Source organism: Blastomonas fulva, from assembly GCF_003431825.1.
Lineage (GTDB): Bacteria > Pseudomonadota > Alphaproteobacteria > Sphingomonadales > Sphingomonadaceae > Blastomonas > Blastomonas fulva.
In genome coordinates this window covers 2,984,627-2,998,819 of record NZ_CP020083.1, presented here as the reverse complement: position 1 = coordinate 2,998,819, position 14,193 = coordinate 2,984,627, and the positions used below count along the sequence as shown (strand labels likewise).

General features: G+C 63.7%; 13 protein-coding genes. 7 read left to right on the top strand and 6 right to left on the bottom strand.

Annotation, left to right across the window (positions count from 1 at the left end; translation table 11 throughout):
- Positions 1-11: 11 nt before the first annotated feature.
- Genes hemA through B5J99_RS14280 form a run of 4 tightly spaced genes read left to right on the top strand, consistent with a single transcriptional unit; the run spans position 12 to position 5,089 of the window.
- The gene (gene hemA / locus B5J99_RS14295) at positions 12-1,226 is read left to right on the top strand and encodes a 5-aminolevulinate synthase (RefSeq protein ID WP_054134987.1); all 1,215 of its coding nucleotides are present in this window, start codon (positions 12-14) and stop codon (positions 1,224-1,226) included.
- Positions 1,227-1,230: 4 nt separating this feature from the next.
- The gene (locus tag B5J99_RS14290) at positions 1,231-2,487 is read left to right on the top strand and encodes a YceI family protein (RefSeq protein ID WP_162892616.1); all 1,257 of its coding nucleotides are present in this window, start codon (positions 1,231-1,233) and stop codon (positions 2,485-2,487) included.
- Positions 2,488-2,519: 32 nt separating this feature from the next.
- On the top strand, positions 2,520-3,524 hold the full coding sequence (locus tag B5J99_RS14285; RefSeq protein ID WP_117352754.1) for a ligase-associated DNA damage response exonuclease: 1,005 nt from the start codon (positions 2,520-2,522) through the stop codon (positions 3,522-3,524).
- Entirely contained in the window at positions 3,524-5,089 is a 1,566-nt protein-coding gene (locus tag B5J99_RS14280) for a cisplatin damage response ATP-dependent DNA ligase (RefSeq protein ID WP_117352753.1), read from the top strand. The genes B5J99_RS14285 and B5J99_RS14280 overlap by 1 nt, the downstream gene beginning before the upstream one ends.
- Positions 5,090-5,097: 8 nt before the next feature.
- On the opposite strand, the gene B5J99_RS14275 is transcribed toward B5J99_RS14280, so the two are convergent.
- From B5J99_RS14275 to B5J99_RS14250, 6 genes are all read right to left on the bottom strand, one after another.
- Positions 5,098-5,745: a class I SAM-dependent methyltransferase gene (locus B5J99_RS14275; protein WP_245991636.1), complete on the bottom strand. Its 648-nt coding sequence runs from the start codon at positions 5,743-5,745 to the stop codon at positions 5,098-5,100.
- Positions 5,746-5,752: 7 nt separating this feature from the next.
- A complete protein-coding gene (locus tag B5J99_RS14270) occupies positions 5,753-6,970 on the bottom strand; it encodes a BtaA family protein (protein ID WP_117352751.1) in 1,218 nt (405 codons plus the stop codon).
- A gap of 176 nt (positions 6,971-7,146) precedes the next feature.
- On the bottom strand, positions 7,147-7,725 hold the full coding sequence (locus tag B5J99_RS14265; protein WP_069049959.1) for a fasciclin domain-containing protein: 579 nt from the start codon (positions 7,723-7,725) through the stop codon (positions 7,147-7,149).
- A gap of 279 nt (positions 7,726-8,004) precedes the next feature.
- Positions 8,005-8,727 carry an anti-sigma factor gene (locus B5J99_RS14260; protein ID WP_162892615.1) on the bottom strand — a complete coding sequence of 241 codons (723 nt, stop codon included), beginning with the start codon at positions 8,725-8,727 and terminating at the stop codon, positions 8,005-8,007.
- Positions 8,717-9,283, bottom strand: a complete 567-nt coding sequence (locus tag B5J99_RS14255; RefSeq protein ID WP_054132921.1) for a sigma-70 family RNA polymerase sigma factor — start codon at positions 9,281-9,283, stop codon at positions 8,717-8,719. The genes B5J99_RS14260 and B5J99_RS14255 overlap by 11 nt, the downstream gene beginning before the upstream one ends.
- A gap of 7 nt (positions 9,284-9,290) precedes the next feature.
- On the bottom strand, positions 9,291-10,274 hold the full coding sequence (locus tag B5J99_RS14250) for a threonine ammonia-lyase (protein ID WP_197275676.1): 984 nt from the start codon (positions 10,272-10,274) through the stop codon (positions 9,291-9,293).
- Between the two features lie 57 nt (positions 10,275-10,331).
- Here B5J99_RS14250 and B5J99_RS14245 point away from each other — a divergent pair, with 57 nt between their 5' ends.
- The 3 genes from B5J99_RS14245 (at position 10,332) to B5J99_RS14235 (ending at position 14,156) form a co-directional block, all read left to right on the top strand.
- Positions 10,332-11,537 carry a saccharopine dehydrogenase family protein gene (locus B5J99_RS14245; RefSeq protein ID WP_117352749.1) on the top strand — a complete coding sequence of 402 codons (1,206 nt, stop codon included), beginning with the start codon at positions 10,332-10,334 and terminating at the stop codon, positions 11,535-11,537.
- Positions 11,538-11,656: 119 nt separating this feature from the next.
- The gene (locus B5J99_RS14240) at positions 11,657-12,829 is read left to right on the top strand and encodes a carboxynorspermidine decarboxylase (RefSeq protein WP_117352748.1); all 1,173 of its coding nucleotides are present in this window, start codon (positions 11,657-11,659) and stop codon (positions 12,827-12,829) included.
- A 133-nt stretch (positions 12,830-12,962) separates the two neighbouring features.
- Entirely contained in the window at positions 12,963-14,156 is a 1,194-nt protein-coding gene (locus tag B5J99_RS14235) for a type III PLP-dependent enzyme (RefSeq protein WP_069049954.1), read from the top strand.
- The last annotated feature ends 37 nt before the right edge of the window (positions 14,157-14,193 follow it).

The following is a 14,193-nucleotide window of genomic DNA, read 5'->3' as shown; positions in this document are numbered from 1 at the left end:
AAGGTGGCCGCGTGAACTACGACCAGATTTTCGAAGCTGCGATTGACCGGCTGCACGCCGAAGGCCGTTACCGGGTGTTCATCGACATCTTGCGCAACAAGGGCGCCTATCCCAACGCGCGGTGCTTTCACGGCCACAACGGCCCCAAGCCGATCACCGTGTGGTGCTCGAACGATTATCTCACCATGGGCCAGCACCCCAAGGTGATCGAGGCGATGGAAGAGGCTTTGCACAATGTCGGCGCGGGCTCGGGCGGCACTCGCAACATCGGCGGCAACACGCATTATCACGTCGAGCTGGAACACGAGCTGTCCGACCTGCACGACAAGCAGGGTGCCTTACTGTTTACCTCGGGGTATGTCTCGAACGATGCGACGCTCTCGACGCTGGCGCGCATTCTGCCCGGTTGCATCATCTTTTCGGACGAACTCAATCACGCATCGATGATCGCGGGCATCCGCAACTCGGGTTGCGAAAAGCGCGTGTTCCGGCACAACGATGTCGAGCATCTCGAAGAACTGCTCGCCGCCGAAGACCCGGACGTGCCCAAGCTGATCGCGTTCGAAAGCGTCTATTCGATGGATGGCGATGTCGCCCCGATCCACGCGATCTGCGACCTGGCAGACAAGTATAACGCGCTGACCTATCTTGACGAAGTGCACGCCGTTGGCATGTACGGCAAGCGCGGCGGCGGCATTTCGGAACGCGACGAGGCGGCGCATCGGCTGACGATCATCGAGGGCACATTGGGCAAGGCGTTCGGCGTGATGGGCGGTTATATCGCCGCCGACCAGCGGATCATCGATGTCATTCGCAGCTATGCTCCCGGCTTCATCTTCACCACATCGCTGTCGCCCGTGCTGGTTGCAGGCGCGCTCGCCAGCGTGAAGCATCTCAAGCAGTCGAGCGAGGAGCGCGACGGCCAGCAGGCAGCGGCAGCGATGCTCAAGCAGCTGTTCACCGAAGCCGGTCTGCCGGTGATGGACACCACCACGCACATCGTTCCGCTGATGGTGGGCGATCCTGTCAAGGCCAAGCGGATTAGCGATATGCTGCTCGCCGAATACGGCGTATATGTTCAGCCGATCAATTTTCCCACCGTGCCGCGCGGCACCGAAAGGCTGCGTTTCACTCCGGGCCCGTCCCATGATGAAGCCATGATGCGTGATCTGACATCGGCTTTGGTGGAAATCTGGGAAAGGCTCGAGCTTCGCAAGGCAGCCTGATGTCATGGCCCCAACCCGTTATAGCCTGGGCGCTATCGTTCTCCACTGGCTGATCGCCGCGGCGCTCGCCTTTCAGATCATCTTTGCAGAATCGCTCGAAGGGCCGCGCGGTCCCGACCTGTTTGCCCGGTTCCAGCTGCACAAATCGGTCGGGATCACCATCCTGTTGCTGAGCGTCCTGCGGGTCGGATGGCGGCTGATCGTGCCGCGACCTGCTGCGGTGCCCGGACCGAAATGGGCGATGACTCTGTCCTCGCTGGTGCATCTGGGCTTCTATATCGTCATGATCGGCGCGCCGCTCACCGGGTGGATACTGGTGTCAACCTCTGACATCAAGGTGGACACGCTGCTGTTCGGATCGATCCCCTGGCCCAATCTGCCGGTTCCGCAATGGATGGGCGAGCCCTCCGAGGAGATCCACGAGATCCTGCCCAATGTCGGCATCGCGCTGCTCGTGCTGCATGTCGCAGGCGCGCTGAGGCACCAGTATCTGCTCGGAACCCCGATCCTGGCGCGGATGCTCCCCGGTGGACGTGGCAAGGCGATCGGCGCGGTGGCTCTCGCCGCCGCGATCATGCTCGGCGGCATCGTGCTGGGCAAGATCGTCGACCCCAAGGGCGCCAGCGCAGCGCCGGCTGCCAAGGTGCAAGCCGAGGCCGAACCGGTTGCGGCCCCCGCAGCCGCCCCCGAGCCGGTTGCAGCCGCTGAGCCGCTCGCGGCCGAAGAGGCACAGGCCAAGCCATCCGACGAAGAAGCCAAAGCGCCACGCACCTGGGCCCAGGCGCCCGGCGGCAGGCTGGGCTTTACCGCACAATGGAATGGCGAGCCGGTCACCGGCAGCTTCGGCAAATGGTCGTCGACGATCCTGTTTGCGCCCGATGCGCTGGAAGCGTCCAAGGTCGATGTCAGCATCGACCTTGCGTCGGTTGATACCGGCGACAGCCAGCGCGATGGTACGCTCACCGATACCGATTTCTTCGACACATCGCGCTTTGCCAGGGCCAGCTATCGCGCCACCCGCTTCACGGCTCTGGGCGGCGACCGCTATCGCGCCGATGGCACGCTAACCTTGCGCGGCGTCAGCAAGCCGGTGCCGCTCGCGTTCACGCTGACCATTGCGGGAGACAAGGCGCGTGCACGCGGCACTGCGCGGATCGACCGCACCAGCTTCGGCGTCGGTCAGGGCGAGTATGCCAGCACCACCGAAATCGCGGGCCCGGTTGCGATCAGCTTCGACTTTGCGGCGACCGCCAAAGATTGAAGCTGCCCTGCGGGCACCCATATGCTCAAGTGATGAGCAGCGCCCCCCACTGGATCGAACCCCATCCCCATGGCATCTTCGTCCGCCCCGCCAATGCCTGGATCGATCCCTCGCGCCCGGTTTCTCGTGCGCTGATCACGCATGGCCATGCGGATCACGCGCGTGGCGGGCATGATGCAGTGTGGGCGACGCCCGAAACGCTGGCGATCATCAATCTGCGCTATGGCCGTTATCCGGGCGAAAACGCGATTGGATATGGCGATGCGCTTGATCTCAATGGCGTCAAGGTGTCATTCCACCCGGCGGGCCACGTGCTGGGTTCGGCGCAGATCCGGATGGAATATCAGGGCGAGACTGTCGTTGTCACCGGCGATTTCAAGCGGCGGCCCGATCCCAGCTGCGCACCGTTCGAGCTGGTGCCGTGCGACATTTTCATCACCGAGGCGACCTTCGGCCTGCCGGTGTTCCGCCACCCCCCAACGTCCGAGGAAATCGGCAAGCTGCTGGCCATGCGCGAGGCGCACCCTGAAGGCTGTGTGCTGGTCGGCGCCTATGCGCTGGGCAAGGCGCAGCGGGTGATCACAGAACTGCGCGCGCTGGGCTATGACGATCCGATCTATCTGCACGGCGCGCTCGAGAAGATGTGCGCGCTCTATGCCGATCATGGCGTCGCGATGGGGCCGCTGCTGCCGGTGGCGGGCACCGACAAGGCCGATCTGCGCGGGACCATCGTGCTTGCCCCGCCCTCGGCGCTCGCCGACCGCTGGAGCCGCCGCCTGCCTGATCCGGTGACATCGATGGCCTCGGGCTGGATGCGGGTGCGCGCCCGCGCGCAGCAGCGCGGCGTCGAACTGCCGCTGATCATCTCGGACCATGCAGACTGGGACGAGCTGACCACCACGATCCGCGAGGTCGCGCCCAAGCAGGTGTGGGTCACCCATGGGCGCGAGGAAGCGCTGCTGCGCTGGTGCGAGCTGCATCAGATCAAGGCGCGCGCGCTGGCACTGATAGGCCGCGAAGATGAGGACGAGGGCTGATGCGCGCGTTCGCTGCGCTCATCACCCAGCTGGGCTATACCCGCTCGCGCAACGCCAAGGTCGCGCTGATAGCGGACTATCTGCGCGCTGCACCCGATCCCGATCGCGGCTGGGCGCTGGCCGCGCTGACCGGCGAGGCGGATTTTGCGGCGGTGAAATCCTCGTCCGTCCGCACCATGGCGATGGAACGGGTCGATCCCGAACTGTTCCGCCTGAGCCGCGATTTCGTCGGCGATACCGCCGAAACGGTCGCGCTGATCTGGCCCGAGACAGCACCTCCCGCCAATGACCTGCGGCTTGCCGATGCGGTGGACAGCTTTGCTGGGGTCAGCCGGGCCCGCGCGCCAGCGCTGCTCGCCGAATATATGGACAGGCTGGACAGCGATGGCCGCTATGCGCTGATCAAGCTCGCGACAGGCGCAATGCGCGTCGGCATCTCCGCCCGGCTCGCCAAGACCGCTTTTGCCCAAGCCTTCGGGCTGGATGTCGATGCGGTCGAAGAGGTGTGGCACGCGCTGTCGCCGCCCTATGCCAGCCTTTTTGCCTGGGGTGAAGGCGGCGCGCGGCCCGATCCCGAGGGCACCCCCTATTTCCGCCCGTTCATGCTCGCGCACCCGCTCGAGGACGGCACGGTCGACCTTGCCGATTATGCTGCCGAGTGGAAATGGGATGGCATCCGCATCCAGATCGTCCGTGTCGGTGATGACGTGAGGCTGTTCAGCCGCGGTGGCGACGACATCACGCCCGCCTTCCCGGACATCGCCGCGCACATGCCGGTCGAGGGTGTGTTCGATGGCGAACTGCTTGTGCGGGGCGATGCGCAGATGGGCGAGGCTGCAAGCTTCAACGCGCTGCAGCAACGGCTGGGGCGCAAGACGGTCTCGGCCAAGATGCTCGCCGAGGCGCCCGCGTTCGTGCGGCTGTATGATCTGCTGATCGACGGCTGCGAAGACCTGCGGCTGCAACCCTGGCACCTGCGGCGCGCGCGGCTCGAGCAGCGCATGGGCGCGCTTCCCGCCGACCGGTTCGACCTGTCGCAGATCATCATGGCGCAGGATTTCGACGAGCTCGGCCGCATCCGCGATGGCGCGCGAGATGCCGCGATCGAGGGGGTGATGCTCAAGCGCCGCGACAGCCTGTATGTCCCCGGGCGCCGCGTTGGACTGTGGTACAAATGGAAGCGCGATCCGCTGAGCGCCGATTGCGTGATGATGTATGCGCAACGCGGCAGCGGCAAGCGCTCGTCCTTCTATTCGGATTATACCTTCGGCTGCTGGACCGAGGACGGCGAGCTGGTCCCGGTGGGTAAGGCCTATTCGGGTTTTTCCGACAGCGAGCTCAAATGGCTCGACAAGTTCGTGCGGCAAAACACCGTCAATCGCTTCGGCCCGGTGCGCGAGGTCGAAAAGTCGCTGGTGCTCGAAGTGGCCTTCGATTCGATCCACGAATCCAAGCGCCACAAATCGGGTATCGCAATGCGCTTTCCGCGTATCTCGAGGCTGCGGCGTGACAAGCCCGCTGCCGAGGCGGATACGGTGACGACGCTGCGAGCGCTGATAACCTAGGGCTAGGCTCAGCCGCCGATCACCGCATATTGCGCATAGCCGCGATAGAGGTTGCGGTGCTCGACCAGCAGGCCGCGCTGATGGGCGACCTGCCGCGTCACCACTTCAAGTTCGGCCCTGGGACTGACCTGGAACCGGTCCAACCAGGCATGCAGACCGCGTGAGAACCACTCGGGCAAACCCCGCTGGCTGCCGAAATCGACGACATGCATCCTGCCGCCGGACACCAGAGCGTCGGCTCCAGCCGAGATCGCCTGCTCCCAATCCGGGATCATCGACAGCGTGTAGGAGCAGAACACGCGGTCCACCCCGGCGATGCCGAACAGCCGCCTGGGCGAAAATGCGGTGGCGTCGCCCTTGGTCAGGCTGATCCGCTCCGAAAGCCCAGCGCGCCGGACCGATTCGCGCGCATTTTCCAGCATTGCTTCGGAGATATCGAACCCGAGAAACCGCGCATGCGGATAGCGCCGCGCCGCAAGGATCAGGTTGCGCGCGGTCCCGCACCCCATTTCCAGCACCAGCCCGCCCGGGGGCGGTGCCAGATCGGCGATCAGCCGGTCACGCCCCAGCAGATAATATTTGCGGGTCAGGTCGTAAATATGCCGCTGGGTGCGGTAGATGGCATCCATGCTTTCGCCATGGTCGGATGTCGGCATGCTCACCTCATTTGAGGACATACAAATGCACCCCGCCATAGATCGAGGAGCGGTCGCGCGCGGTAAATCCTAGCGAATCCGCGGCGCGATAATCCCAGAGGCCCAGCAGCTCATCGGGGACACGGCCCGGCAGCAGGCTGGGTTCGGCAGCGGTGCGGAACAGCACGCGGGCGCCGGGGCGCGCGGTCCGTGTGATCTCGCTCCACAACAGGGTCAGCTGCTGGTCGTTCATCCAGTCCTGCGCGTCGAGCAGAACATAGCGGTCGAGACTGGCATCGGCGCTCGCCTGCAGCCGTTCGACGAAATTGGCGTGCTCGACCTCGACCCGGCCCGCGCGCGCGCGAACCAGGTCGTAATTGGCCGCCTGCAGATAAGGCGGCAGCGGTGTGTCGGCACCCTTGCCATAGCCTCGGCCAAAGGCTTGCCAGGCAAAGTAGTTGTCGCGGATTTCAAAGTCACACGCCAGCTTTTCCAAGCGCTTGCGTAGCACATCTGCCATCTTTTCGTCACCCGCCAGCGCTTCGAACTGCGCCGGCGGAATTCCGAGGCCGAACAAGGCAGGCGGCTGATCGGTGAGCCAGCGGACAAACTTCCTGTCGAACACCGGCGCCAGATGCTGCTCGAACATCGCGCGCTGCTCTTCCAGTGTCGAAGCGGTGAGCATCATCCTGAGATCGATCTTGTACAGCCGTGCCAGCAGATGCGCGGTGCCGATGAAGCCGCCGAGCAGCCCGCGTTTGTACAATCCGCTGCTGAACCCGCCGATGCGCCTGCGCCCTGCCAGATCACGGCCTTCCCAATAGCTGCGGCTGGTCTCGTCCAGATGCGGGCGGATATGCTCTTTGTAGGCGCGCAGGTTCTGCTTGCTGTCGGCCTGTCCGAAGAAGCGGTGGAAATGCGCATGATCGGGCAGATGCAGCGCCGCAGCGACCTTGAGCTTGTTCAGTGCGATGTGGGCGGTGTTGAGATCGACCGCGATGATCTGCGCAGGGTCTGCCACCAGATAGGACAGCACATTGCAGCCGCCCGATGCGATGGTGATGATCCGGCTGTCGGGCTGGATCTCCAGCGCCTCCATGTCGACCACCGGGTCCTCCCAGATCTGCGCATAGACCAGCCCCTTGAAGGCAAAGGCAAAGGCGCGTTCGAACAGCCCCTGCTTGCTGACCGTGGTCGATTGGGTAACCGCTTCCATGATCTTGGTATTGCGCATCGTGCCGGCCATATCGCCTTGCCCCCTTGCTCAGTGGTTGAACCTCTGAATGGGCGCGCTAGGCGGTCCGCGTGACCCGTGCATGACGGTTTGGCGACAGCGCATGTCATAATCCGCAGGCACCAGACACAAAATGGCCCGCCGGTCTGGGGGACCGGCGGGCCTGTGATGTGCCTGGGGCTAAGGGGTTAACCCGGCATCACCACGGTGTCGATCACATGCACCACACCGTTGCTCTGCATGACATCGGTCTGGGTCACGATCGACTTGCCGCCCTTCGCGTCGGTCAGGACGACATTCTTGCCCTGCAGCGAGGCGGTGAGGGTTCCTCCCTGCACGGTCTTGATCATGGCTTTGCCACCGCCCTGCTTGATGAGCGCGACGACATCGGCCGCGGTCACCTTGCCGGCGACGACATGATAGGTGAGGATCGTGGTCAGCAGACCCTTGTTTTCGGGCTTCACCAGCGTTTCCACGGTGCCGGCGGGCAGCTTGGCGAACGCATCATCGGTCGGGGCGAAGACGGTGAACGGGCCGGGCGAGGCCAGCGTGTCGACCAGGCCTGCCGCCTTGACGGCAGCGACCAGCGTGGTGAGGTTCGGGGCTGCACTGGCGTTCTCGACGATCGTCTTGGCCGGGTACATGGCCGCGCCACCAACCATCGCGTGATCGGCGCCCTTGTGGTGATTGGCGAGGGCGGGACCGGCAAACGCGAGGGTCGCAGCAGCGGTTGCGGCAAGAAGGCTGGGGGCAAGAGTTTTCAGCATAGGGGAAGTCTCCGTGGGTTATCCGTATCCGCCGGGGAAGCGGGATACGGGGGCAGCTACGCAGCGAAGCCAAGGCCGGATGCGCACGGATTAACAATTGTGAAATGGGGCGGGTTTGCAGGACCCAAGGTGTCGCAAATCGCCCTGTCGCGGGCGTTATATCCCGGTCATTCCCGCGAAGGCGGGGATCCCGCTATGCGACGGTGGCGCAAAAGCGGGACCCCCGCGTGCGCGTGGATGACGATATGGCAGCCATTTTGCGGCGATATGAGGGCTGGATCAAATCCGCTGCAACCGGCCCTGGGCGACCGTGGGCGCGCTGGGCCTGTCGGGATCGTGAAGCACCCTGGGCTCCATCGTGAGAATCAGTTCGCTCACCGGGTCGATGAACTTGCGATGCCCTTCGGGGATAGCGATGCGGGTGACACCGCCGCGCAGCAGACGGCCCAGACGGCGCGGCTGGCCGTCGGCGGGGACGATCCACAATTCGGGCTCGGTCTCGGTGACCGGCATGCCTTCCACCCGCACCAGCATTTCGGACGTGCTGCTGTCGTAGCGCGCGGTCAGCAGCAAGCCGTCGATCGGCCCGGTGAGCTGGGCAACGGCGACATCGGCCTTTTCCTGCGGCGCCGGACCCGGGGATTGCGGGCTGGGCCACACCAATGCCAGCGCAAGCATGGCTGCCACAGCCGATGCCGCGAAGGTCGCGATCTTCCACCCGCCCTGCGCACGGGGTGCGGGCATCAGGGTCGTCACCTGATCTGCGGCTGCTTCGGCATCGATCGCCTGATCGATCCGCGCCATCAGCCCGCTGGGTGGAGCGACATCGGCAAAGCCGTCATACAGCGGCGCCATACGTGCGCGCCAGCTATCCACCTCGGCAGCAAAGCCAGGGTCGGACAGCACCAGCCGGAGCGCGGAGGCGCGATCTGCGCCCTCCAGCAGGCCCAGAGCCAATTCAGCCGCCAAGGCGGACCGTTCGGGCATGGCATCACTGCTCACGCGACAGGCACTCCTTCAACTGCATCAGACCACGGCGGATCCAGCTTTTCACCGTACCCACCGGCTTGTCCATGGCCTCGGCGATCTCGGGATAGCTGAGGCCCTGATAGAAGCCCGCCTTGATCGCAGTGGCGCGCACCGGTTCCAGTTCTTCAAGACAGGAGAAGATTTGCGCGCGCTCGCCCGCCTGAGCAAGATCCGCCGCAGGGTCTGCGGTCTCGTCGACAAGGGTTTCGCCCAGATCGGCAGGCAGCGGGTCTTCATAACGCTGGCTTCTACGCCAATCGATCGCCGCGTTGCGTGCAATGGCGCACAGCCAGGCGATAGCACTCGCCTTGGCCGGATCGAACGATCCGGCACGCTGCCACACCTTGAGATACACGTTCTGCAATACGTCCTCCGCCGCGCCCCTGTCGGTGCAGATACGCAAGCAAACGCCGTGCAGTTTCGCGGACGTCATCGCATAGACAGTGCGCAGCGCTTCGCGGTCCTGCTGGGCGACGCGGATCAGTGCCGATTGCAGGTCTGCCCTGCGGCTTTCGCTGGCTGGTGTCACCGGTCGCTCACGAGGCAAGCGCCTTGGAAAACAGCGCCGGATCGACATTTCCGCCCGACAGAATGATCAAGGTGCGGTCATCGACCTCGACCTTGCCTTCCAGCACGGCGGCGAGCGCGGCTGCACCGCCCGGCTCCAGCACCAGCCGCAACCGCTCATGCGCATGCCGCATCGCGCGGAACACCTGCGCATCGGAAACGCTGACCGCGTCGGCCTTGCGCTCCTTGAGGATTTCGAACGTCAGCGGCGAGACGCGCGGGGTCAGCAGCGCGTCGCACACCGTATCGGGCGCGTCGGGCGCCACCGGCACGATCTTCTTGGCGCGCAGCGAATTGCCCATGTCGTCCCAGCCATCGGGTTCGACAACGGTGATCCGGGCGCCGGGCATGGCAAGCGCAATGCCCGCGGCAAGCCCGCCCCCGCCGCAGCAGGTCACCACCCGGTGCGGATGGATCCCGGCCTGCGCGATGATCTGCACCATCGCCTCGAGCCCGGTGCTGCCCTGCCCTTCGATGATCCAGGGATCATCAAAGCTGGGCACCACAACCGCGCCGGTTTCCGCCGCGATCCTGCTGGCGATGGCAATGCGATCTTCGCTGCGACGATCGTACAGGATAATTTCCGCGCCATAGCCGCGGGTCGATTCGATTTTGCGCTTCGGCGCATCGGCGGGCATCACGATGGTCGCCTTGATCCCCAGCCTTTTGGCCGCCCAGGCGACGCCCTGTGCATGGTTGCCGCTCGAAAAGGCGACGACACCGCGCGCGCGCTCTTCCTCGGTTAGGTCGGACAATCGGTGCCATGCTCCGCGGATCTTGAACGCGCCGATCGGCTGCAGGCACTCTGCCTTGCACCACAGGGTCATGCCGTCATGCTTCAACGGCATCAGCGGCGTCGGCGGAAGAATCGCCGAGATTTTCTTCGCGGCGCGCTCGATGCCCTCACGGCTGGGTTTGCGGTCTGCGCGAAGGGGATCACTTGGTTCTGTCATGCAGAGCCTCTATATGCACCCGCTGACAGCAATTCCAGCAATAAGGAAGAGACGGCTTTGGGCAAGATTCTGGTGATCGGTGCAGGCGGCGTGGGTTCGGTCGCGGTGCACAAGATGGCAATGAACGCGAACATATTCACCGAGATCACGCTGGCAAGCCGCCGCGTGGCCAAGTGCGACGCGATCGCCGAATCGGTTCTGGCGCGTACCGGAGTGAAGATTGCCACCGCCCAGGTCGATGCCGACGATGTCGATGCAACCTCGGCGCTGATCGAGCGGGTGAAGCCCGACCTCGTGTGCAACCTGGCGCTGCCCTATCAGGATCTCAACATCATGGACGCGTGCCTGCGCACCGGCGTGCATTACATGGATACCGCGAACTACGAGCCGCGCGATGAGGCCAAGTTCGAATATGGCTGGCAGTGGGACTATCACGACCGCTTTAGGCAAGCAGGCCTGATGGCGCTGCTCGGCTCGGGCTTCGACCCCGGCGTCACCAGCGTTTTTGCAAGCTATATCAAGAAGCACCTGCTCGACCGGATCGACACGCTCGATATCCTCGATTGCAACGGCGGCGACCACGGCCAGCATTTCGCCACCAACTTCAATCCCGAGATCAACATCCGCGAAGTGACCGCCCCCTCGCGGCACTGGCAGGATGGCGAGTGGGTCGAAGGCCCCGCGCTCAGCCACAAGCAGGTGTTCGATTTCGAGGCCGTCGGCGAGAAGAACATGTACCTCATGTACCATGAGGAGCTCGAATCGCTCGCCAAGCATTATCCCGAGATCAAGCGCATCCGCTTCTGGATGACCTTCGGAGATGCCTACCTCAAGCATCTGGAAGTCCTGCAGAATGTTGGCATGACCCGGATCGATCCGGTGATGTATGAAGGCCGCGAGATCATCCCGCTGCAGTTCCTCAAGGCCGTGCTGCCCGAGCCTGCCTCGCTGGGTGAGACCACCAAGGGCAAGACAAACATCGGCGACATCGCCACCGGTGTGAAGGATGGCCAGGACAAGACGGTCTATGTCTACAACATCTGCGATCACGAGGACGCCTATGCCGAGACCGGCAACCAGGCGGTGAGCTACACCACTGGCGTTCCGGCAATGATCGGCGCGGCAATGATCCTCACCGGCAAATGGACGGGTGCGGGCGTGTTCAACATGGAGCAGTTCGATCCCGATCCGTTCATGGACATGCTCAACCAGCACGGCCTGCCCTGGCAGGTGAAGGAACTCGACGCGCCGCTGGCGTTTTGAATTAACTCGGTCCCCTGCGAAGGCAGGGGCCCATCTCCTTCTGGTGCATCTAGGCTCAAGCTTAGGTGATGGGTTCCCGCCTTCGCGGGAAACCGACTTAAAAGAGGTCAAGCTACCCGATGGAAACCAAGGCTGGCGATCCCGGCGCTTTCCGGCATTTCGATCTCAACCGCGTCCCCTCGCCCGCATTCGTGGTCGATGAGGCAGCGGTACGGCGCAATCTGGCGATCCTTGCCGATGTCCGCGACCGGGCGGGGATCAAGATGCTCGCTGCGCTCAAGGCGTTCTCGTTCTGGCAACTGGGCGATGTAGTGGGCGAGTATCTCGACGGCACCTGCTCGTCGGGCCTGTGGGAAGCGCGGCTGGCGACCGAACATTATACAGGCGAGGTCGCAACCTATTGCGCGGGCTACAAGGCCGAGGACCTGCGCGAGATCCTGACGCTGTCCGATCACGTCATCTTCAACAGCCCCGGCCAGATCGCGCGATTCGCACCGCTGGTGGCCGAGGCGCGCGCCAAGGGTGAGCAGTTCGACATCGGGCTGCGGATCAACCCCGCGCTGCCATTGGGCGAGACCCCGAAGTACGATCCGTCGCAGCCGCACAGCCGCCTGGGTCACCCGATCGATCAGCTTCGCCCCGAGCATCTCGAGGGCGTGTCGGGCATCCACTTCCATTCGCTGTGCGAGCAGGACCTGCTGCCATTGCAGGAAATCTGGGCCAAGCTCGAACCCTTGCTCGAAACTTACTTCAACCAATTGAAATGGCTGAATTTTGGTGGCGGCCATCATATTACTCGGGCGGACTATCAGCGCGATGAACTGGTCGATTTCCTGATCGCGGTGAAGGCGCGCACCAGCTGCGAGATCTATCTCGAGCCCGGCGAGGCCGTGGCGCTCGACGCGGGCATTCTGGTCGGCGAACTGCTCGATGTGTTCGACAACGGCATGAAGGTGGGAATCACCGACATCTCGGCCACCTGCCATATGCCCGATGTCATCGAGGCACCCTATCGCCCCGCCATGCTCGGGGAGCGGCCCGACGCACAGGTGATACGGCTCGGCGGGCCCTCATGTCTGGCAGGCGACATTATCGGCGACTATGGCCTGCCCGGGCCGATGGAGCCGGGGCAACGCTTCGCGTTTCTCGACCAGGCGCACTACTCGATGGTAAAAACCAATACGTTCAACGGCGTACCGCTGCCTTCTATCTGGCTGTGGAATAGCGGGGACGACAGCCTGAAGGAAATTCGGTCGTTCGGATACGAGGCGTTTCGCGACCGTCTGGGGTGATAAACTCCGCGCAATTTTCCACTTTACATGCAAACAGTCGCGCCCTATTTACGCGGTCCGCTGCCCCAGGGGGACTTCCAATAACCGCAAGGCAGCCTTGTTGTTTGTTCTGTTTTTTTGGGGGTCCCTTGAGTTGCACAACTTCCTTGATGCGCTGGAGCTGATTCAGGCTCTGACACCGGCACAGCCGGTTACGCTGGACCGACCGCAGGCGGCAACGCGCGCGGCCAGGTTCTTCGTTGATCGTTTCCCCGGCAAATCGCTTTATGCGGTCAAGGCGAATCCTTCGCCCGACCTGTTGCGCGTGCTGTGGAATGCGGGAATCACACATTTCGACGTCGCCTCGATCGCCGAGGTCCGTCTGGTGGCCGAAACGCTTCCGGAAGCGACCCTGTGCTTCATGCACCCGGTCAAGACCCCCGAAGCGATCGCCGAGGCCTATCATACGCACGGCGTGCGCGTGTTCTCGCTCGATTGCCGCGAAGAGCTCGACAAGATCGTGGCCGCTACCGGCGCGCCCGAGGATCTGACGCTGTGCGTCCGGCTGCGGGTTTCGTCCGAGCATTCCGAGCTCAGCCTTGCGTCCAAGTTCGGCACCGAGCTCACCGAAGCGCGTGATCTGCTGATGGCAACCCGTCAGGCCGCAGACAGCCTTGGCATCTGCTTCCACGTCGGCAGCCAGGCGATGAGCCCGCACGCCTATGTTCAGGCGCTTGACCGCGTCCGCGCGGCAATCGTCGATGCATCGGTCACCGTCGACGTCATCGATGTCGGTGGCGGCTTCCCGTCGGCCTATCCCGGCATGCAGCCCCCGCCTCTCGAGGATTATTTCGCGATCATCGAACGCACCTTCGAAAGCCTGCCGATCAGTTATTCGGCCGAACTGTGGTGCGAACCGGGCCGCGCGCTGTGCGCCGAGTACAACTCGATCATCGTGCGCGTCGACCGGCGCCGCGGCGAGGAACTGTACATCAACGACGGAGCTTATGGTGCTCTGTTCGATGCCGCGCATATCGGCTGGCGCTTCCCCGTCCGCTATCTGGGCGACACGCGCAGCAGCACGATGGCCGACTTCGCGTTCTTTGGCCCGACCTGTGACGATATCGATTACATGGCCGGCCCCTTCCCGCTGCCTGCGGACATCAAGGCTGGCGATTATATCGAGATCGGTATGATCGGTGCCTATGGCGCGGCGATGCGCACCGCGTTCAACGGCTTTGGCACCAGCGACCATTATACCGTCGGCGACGAGCCGATGCAGTCGATGTACACCGGTGAGGCCCGCCCGCATTGGCGCGCCGACAATGTGGTCAGCATCACCCGCTGAGTCGCAATTAAGTTGCGATTGACAATCTATTAAGGCT

What these genes read in the sequence shown, in the direction of transcription:
- B5J99_RS14275 (WP_245991636.1), bottom strand. Translation starts at nt 5,745, where the DNA reads ATGCCGACATCCGACCATGGCGAAAGCATGGATGCCATCTACCGCACC.
- B5J99_RS14280 (WP_117352753.1), top strand. Translation starts at nt 3,524, where the DNA reads ATGCGCGCGTTCGCTGCGCTCATCACCCAGCTGGGCTATACCCGCTCG.
- B5J99_RS14250 (WP_197275676.1), bottom strand. Translation starts at nt 10,274, where the DNA reads ATGACAGAACCAAGTGATCCCCTTCGCGCAGACCGCAAACCCAGCCGT.
- B5J99_RS14265 (WP_069049959.1), bottom strand. Translation starts at nt 7,725, where the DNA reads ATGCTGAAAACTCTTGCCCCCAGCCTTCTTGCCGCAACCGCTGCTGCG.
- B5J99_RS14240 (WP_117352748.1), top strand. Translation starts at nt 11,657, where the DNA reads ATGGAAACCAAGGCTGGCGATCCCGGCGCTTTCCGGCATTTCGATCTC.
- B5J99_RS14270 (WP_117352751.1), bottom strand. Translation starts at nt 6,970, where the DNA reads ATGGCCGGCACGATGCGCAATACCAAGATCATGGAAGCGGTTACCCAA.
- B5J99_RS14285 (WP_117352754.1), top strand. Translation starts at nt 2,520, where the DNA reads ATGAGCAGCGCCCCCCACTGGATCGAACCCCATCCCCATGGCATCTTC.
- B5J99_RS14290 (WP_162892616.1), top strand. Translation starts at nt 1,231, where the DNA reads ATGGCCCCAACCCGTTATAGCCTGGGCGCTATCGTTCTCCACTGGCTG.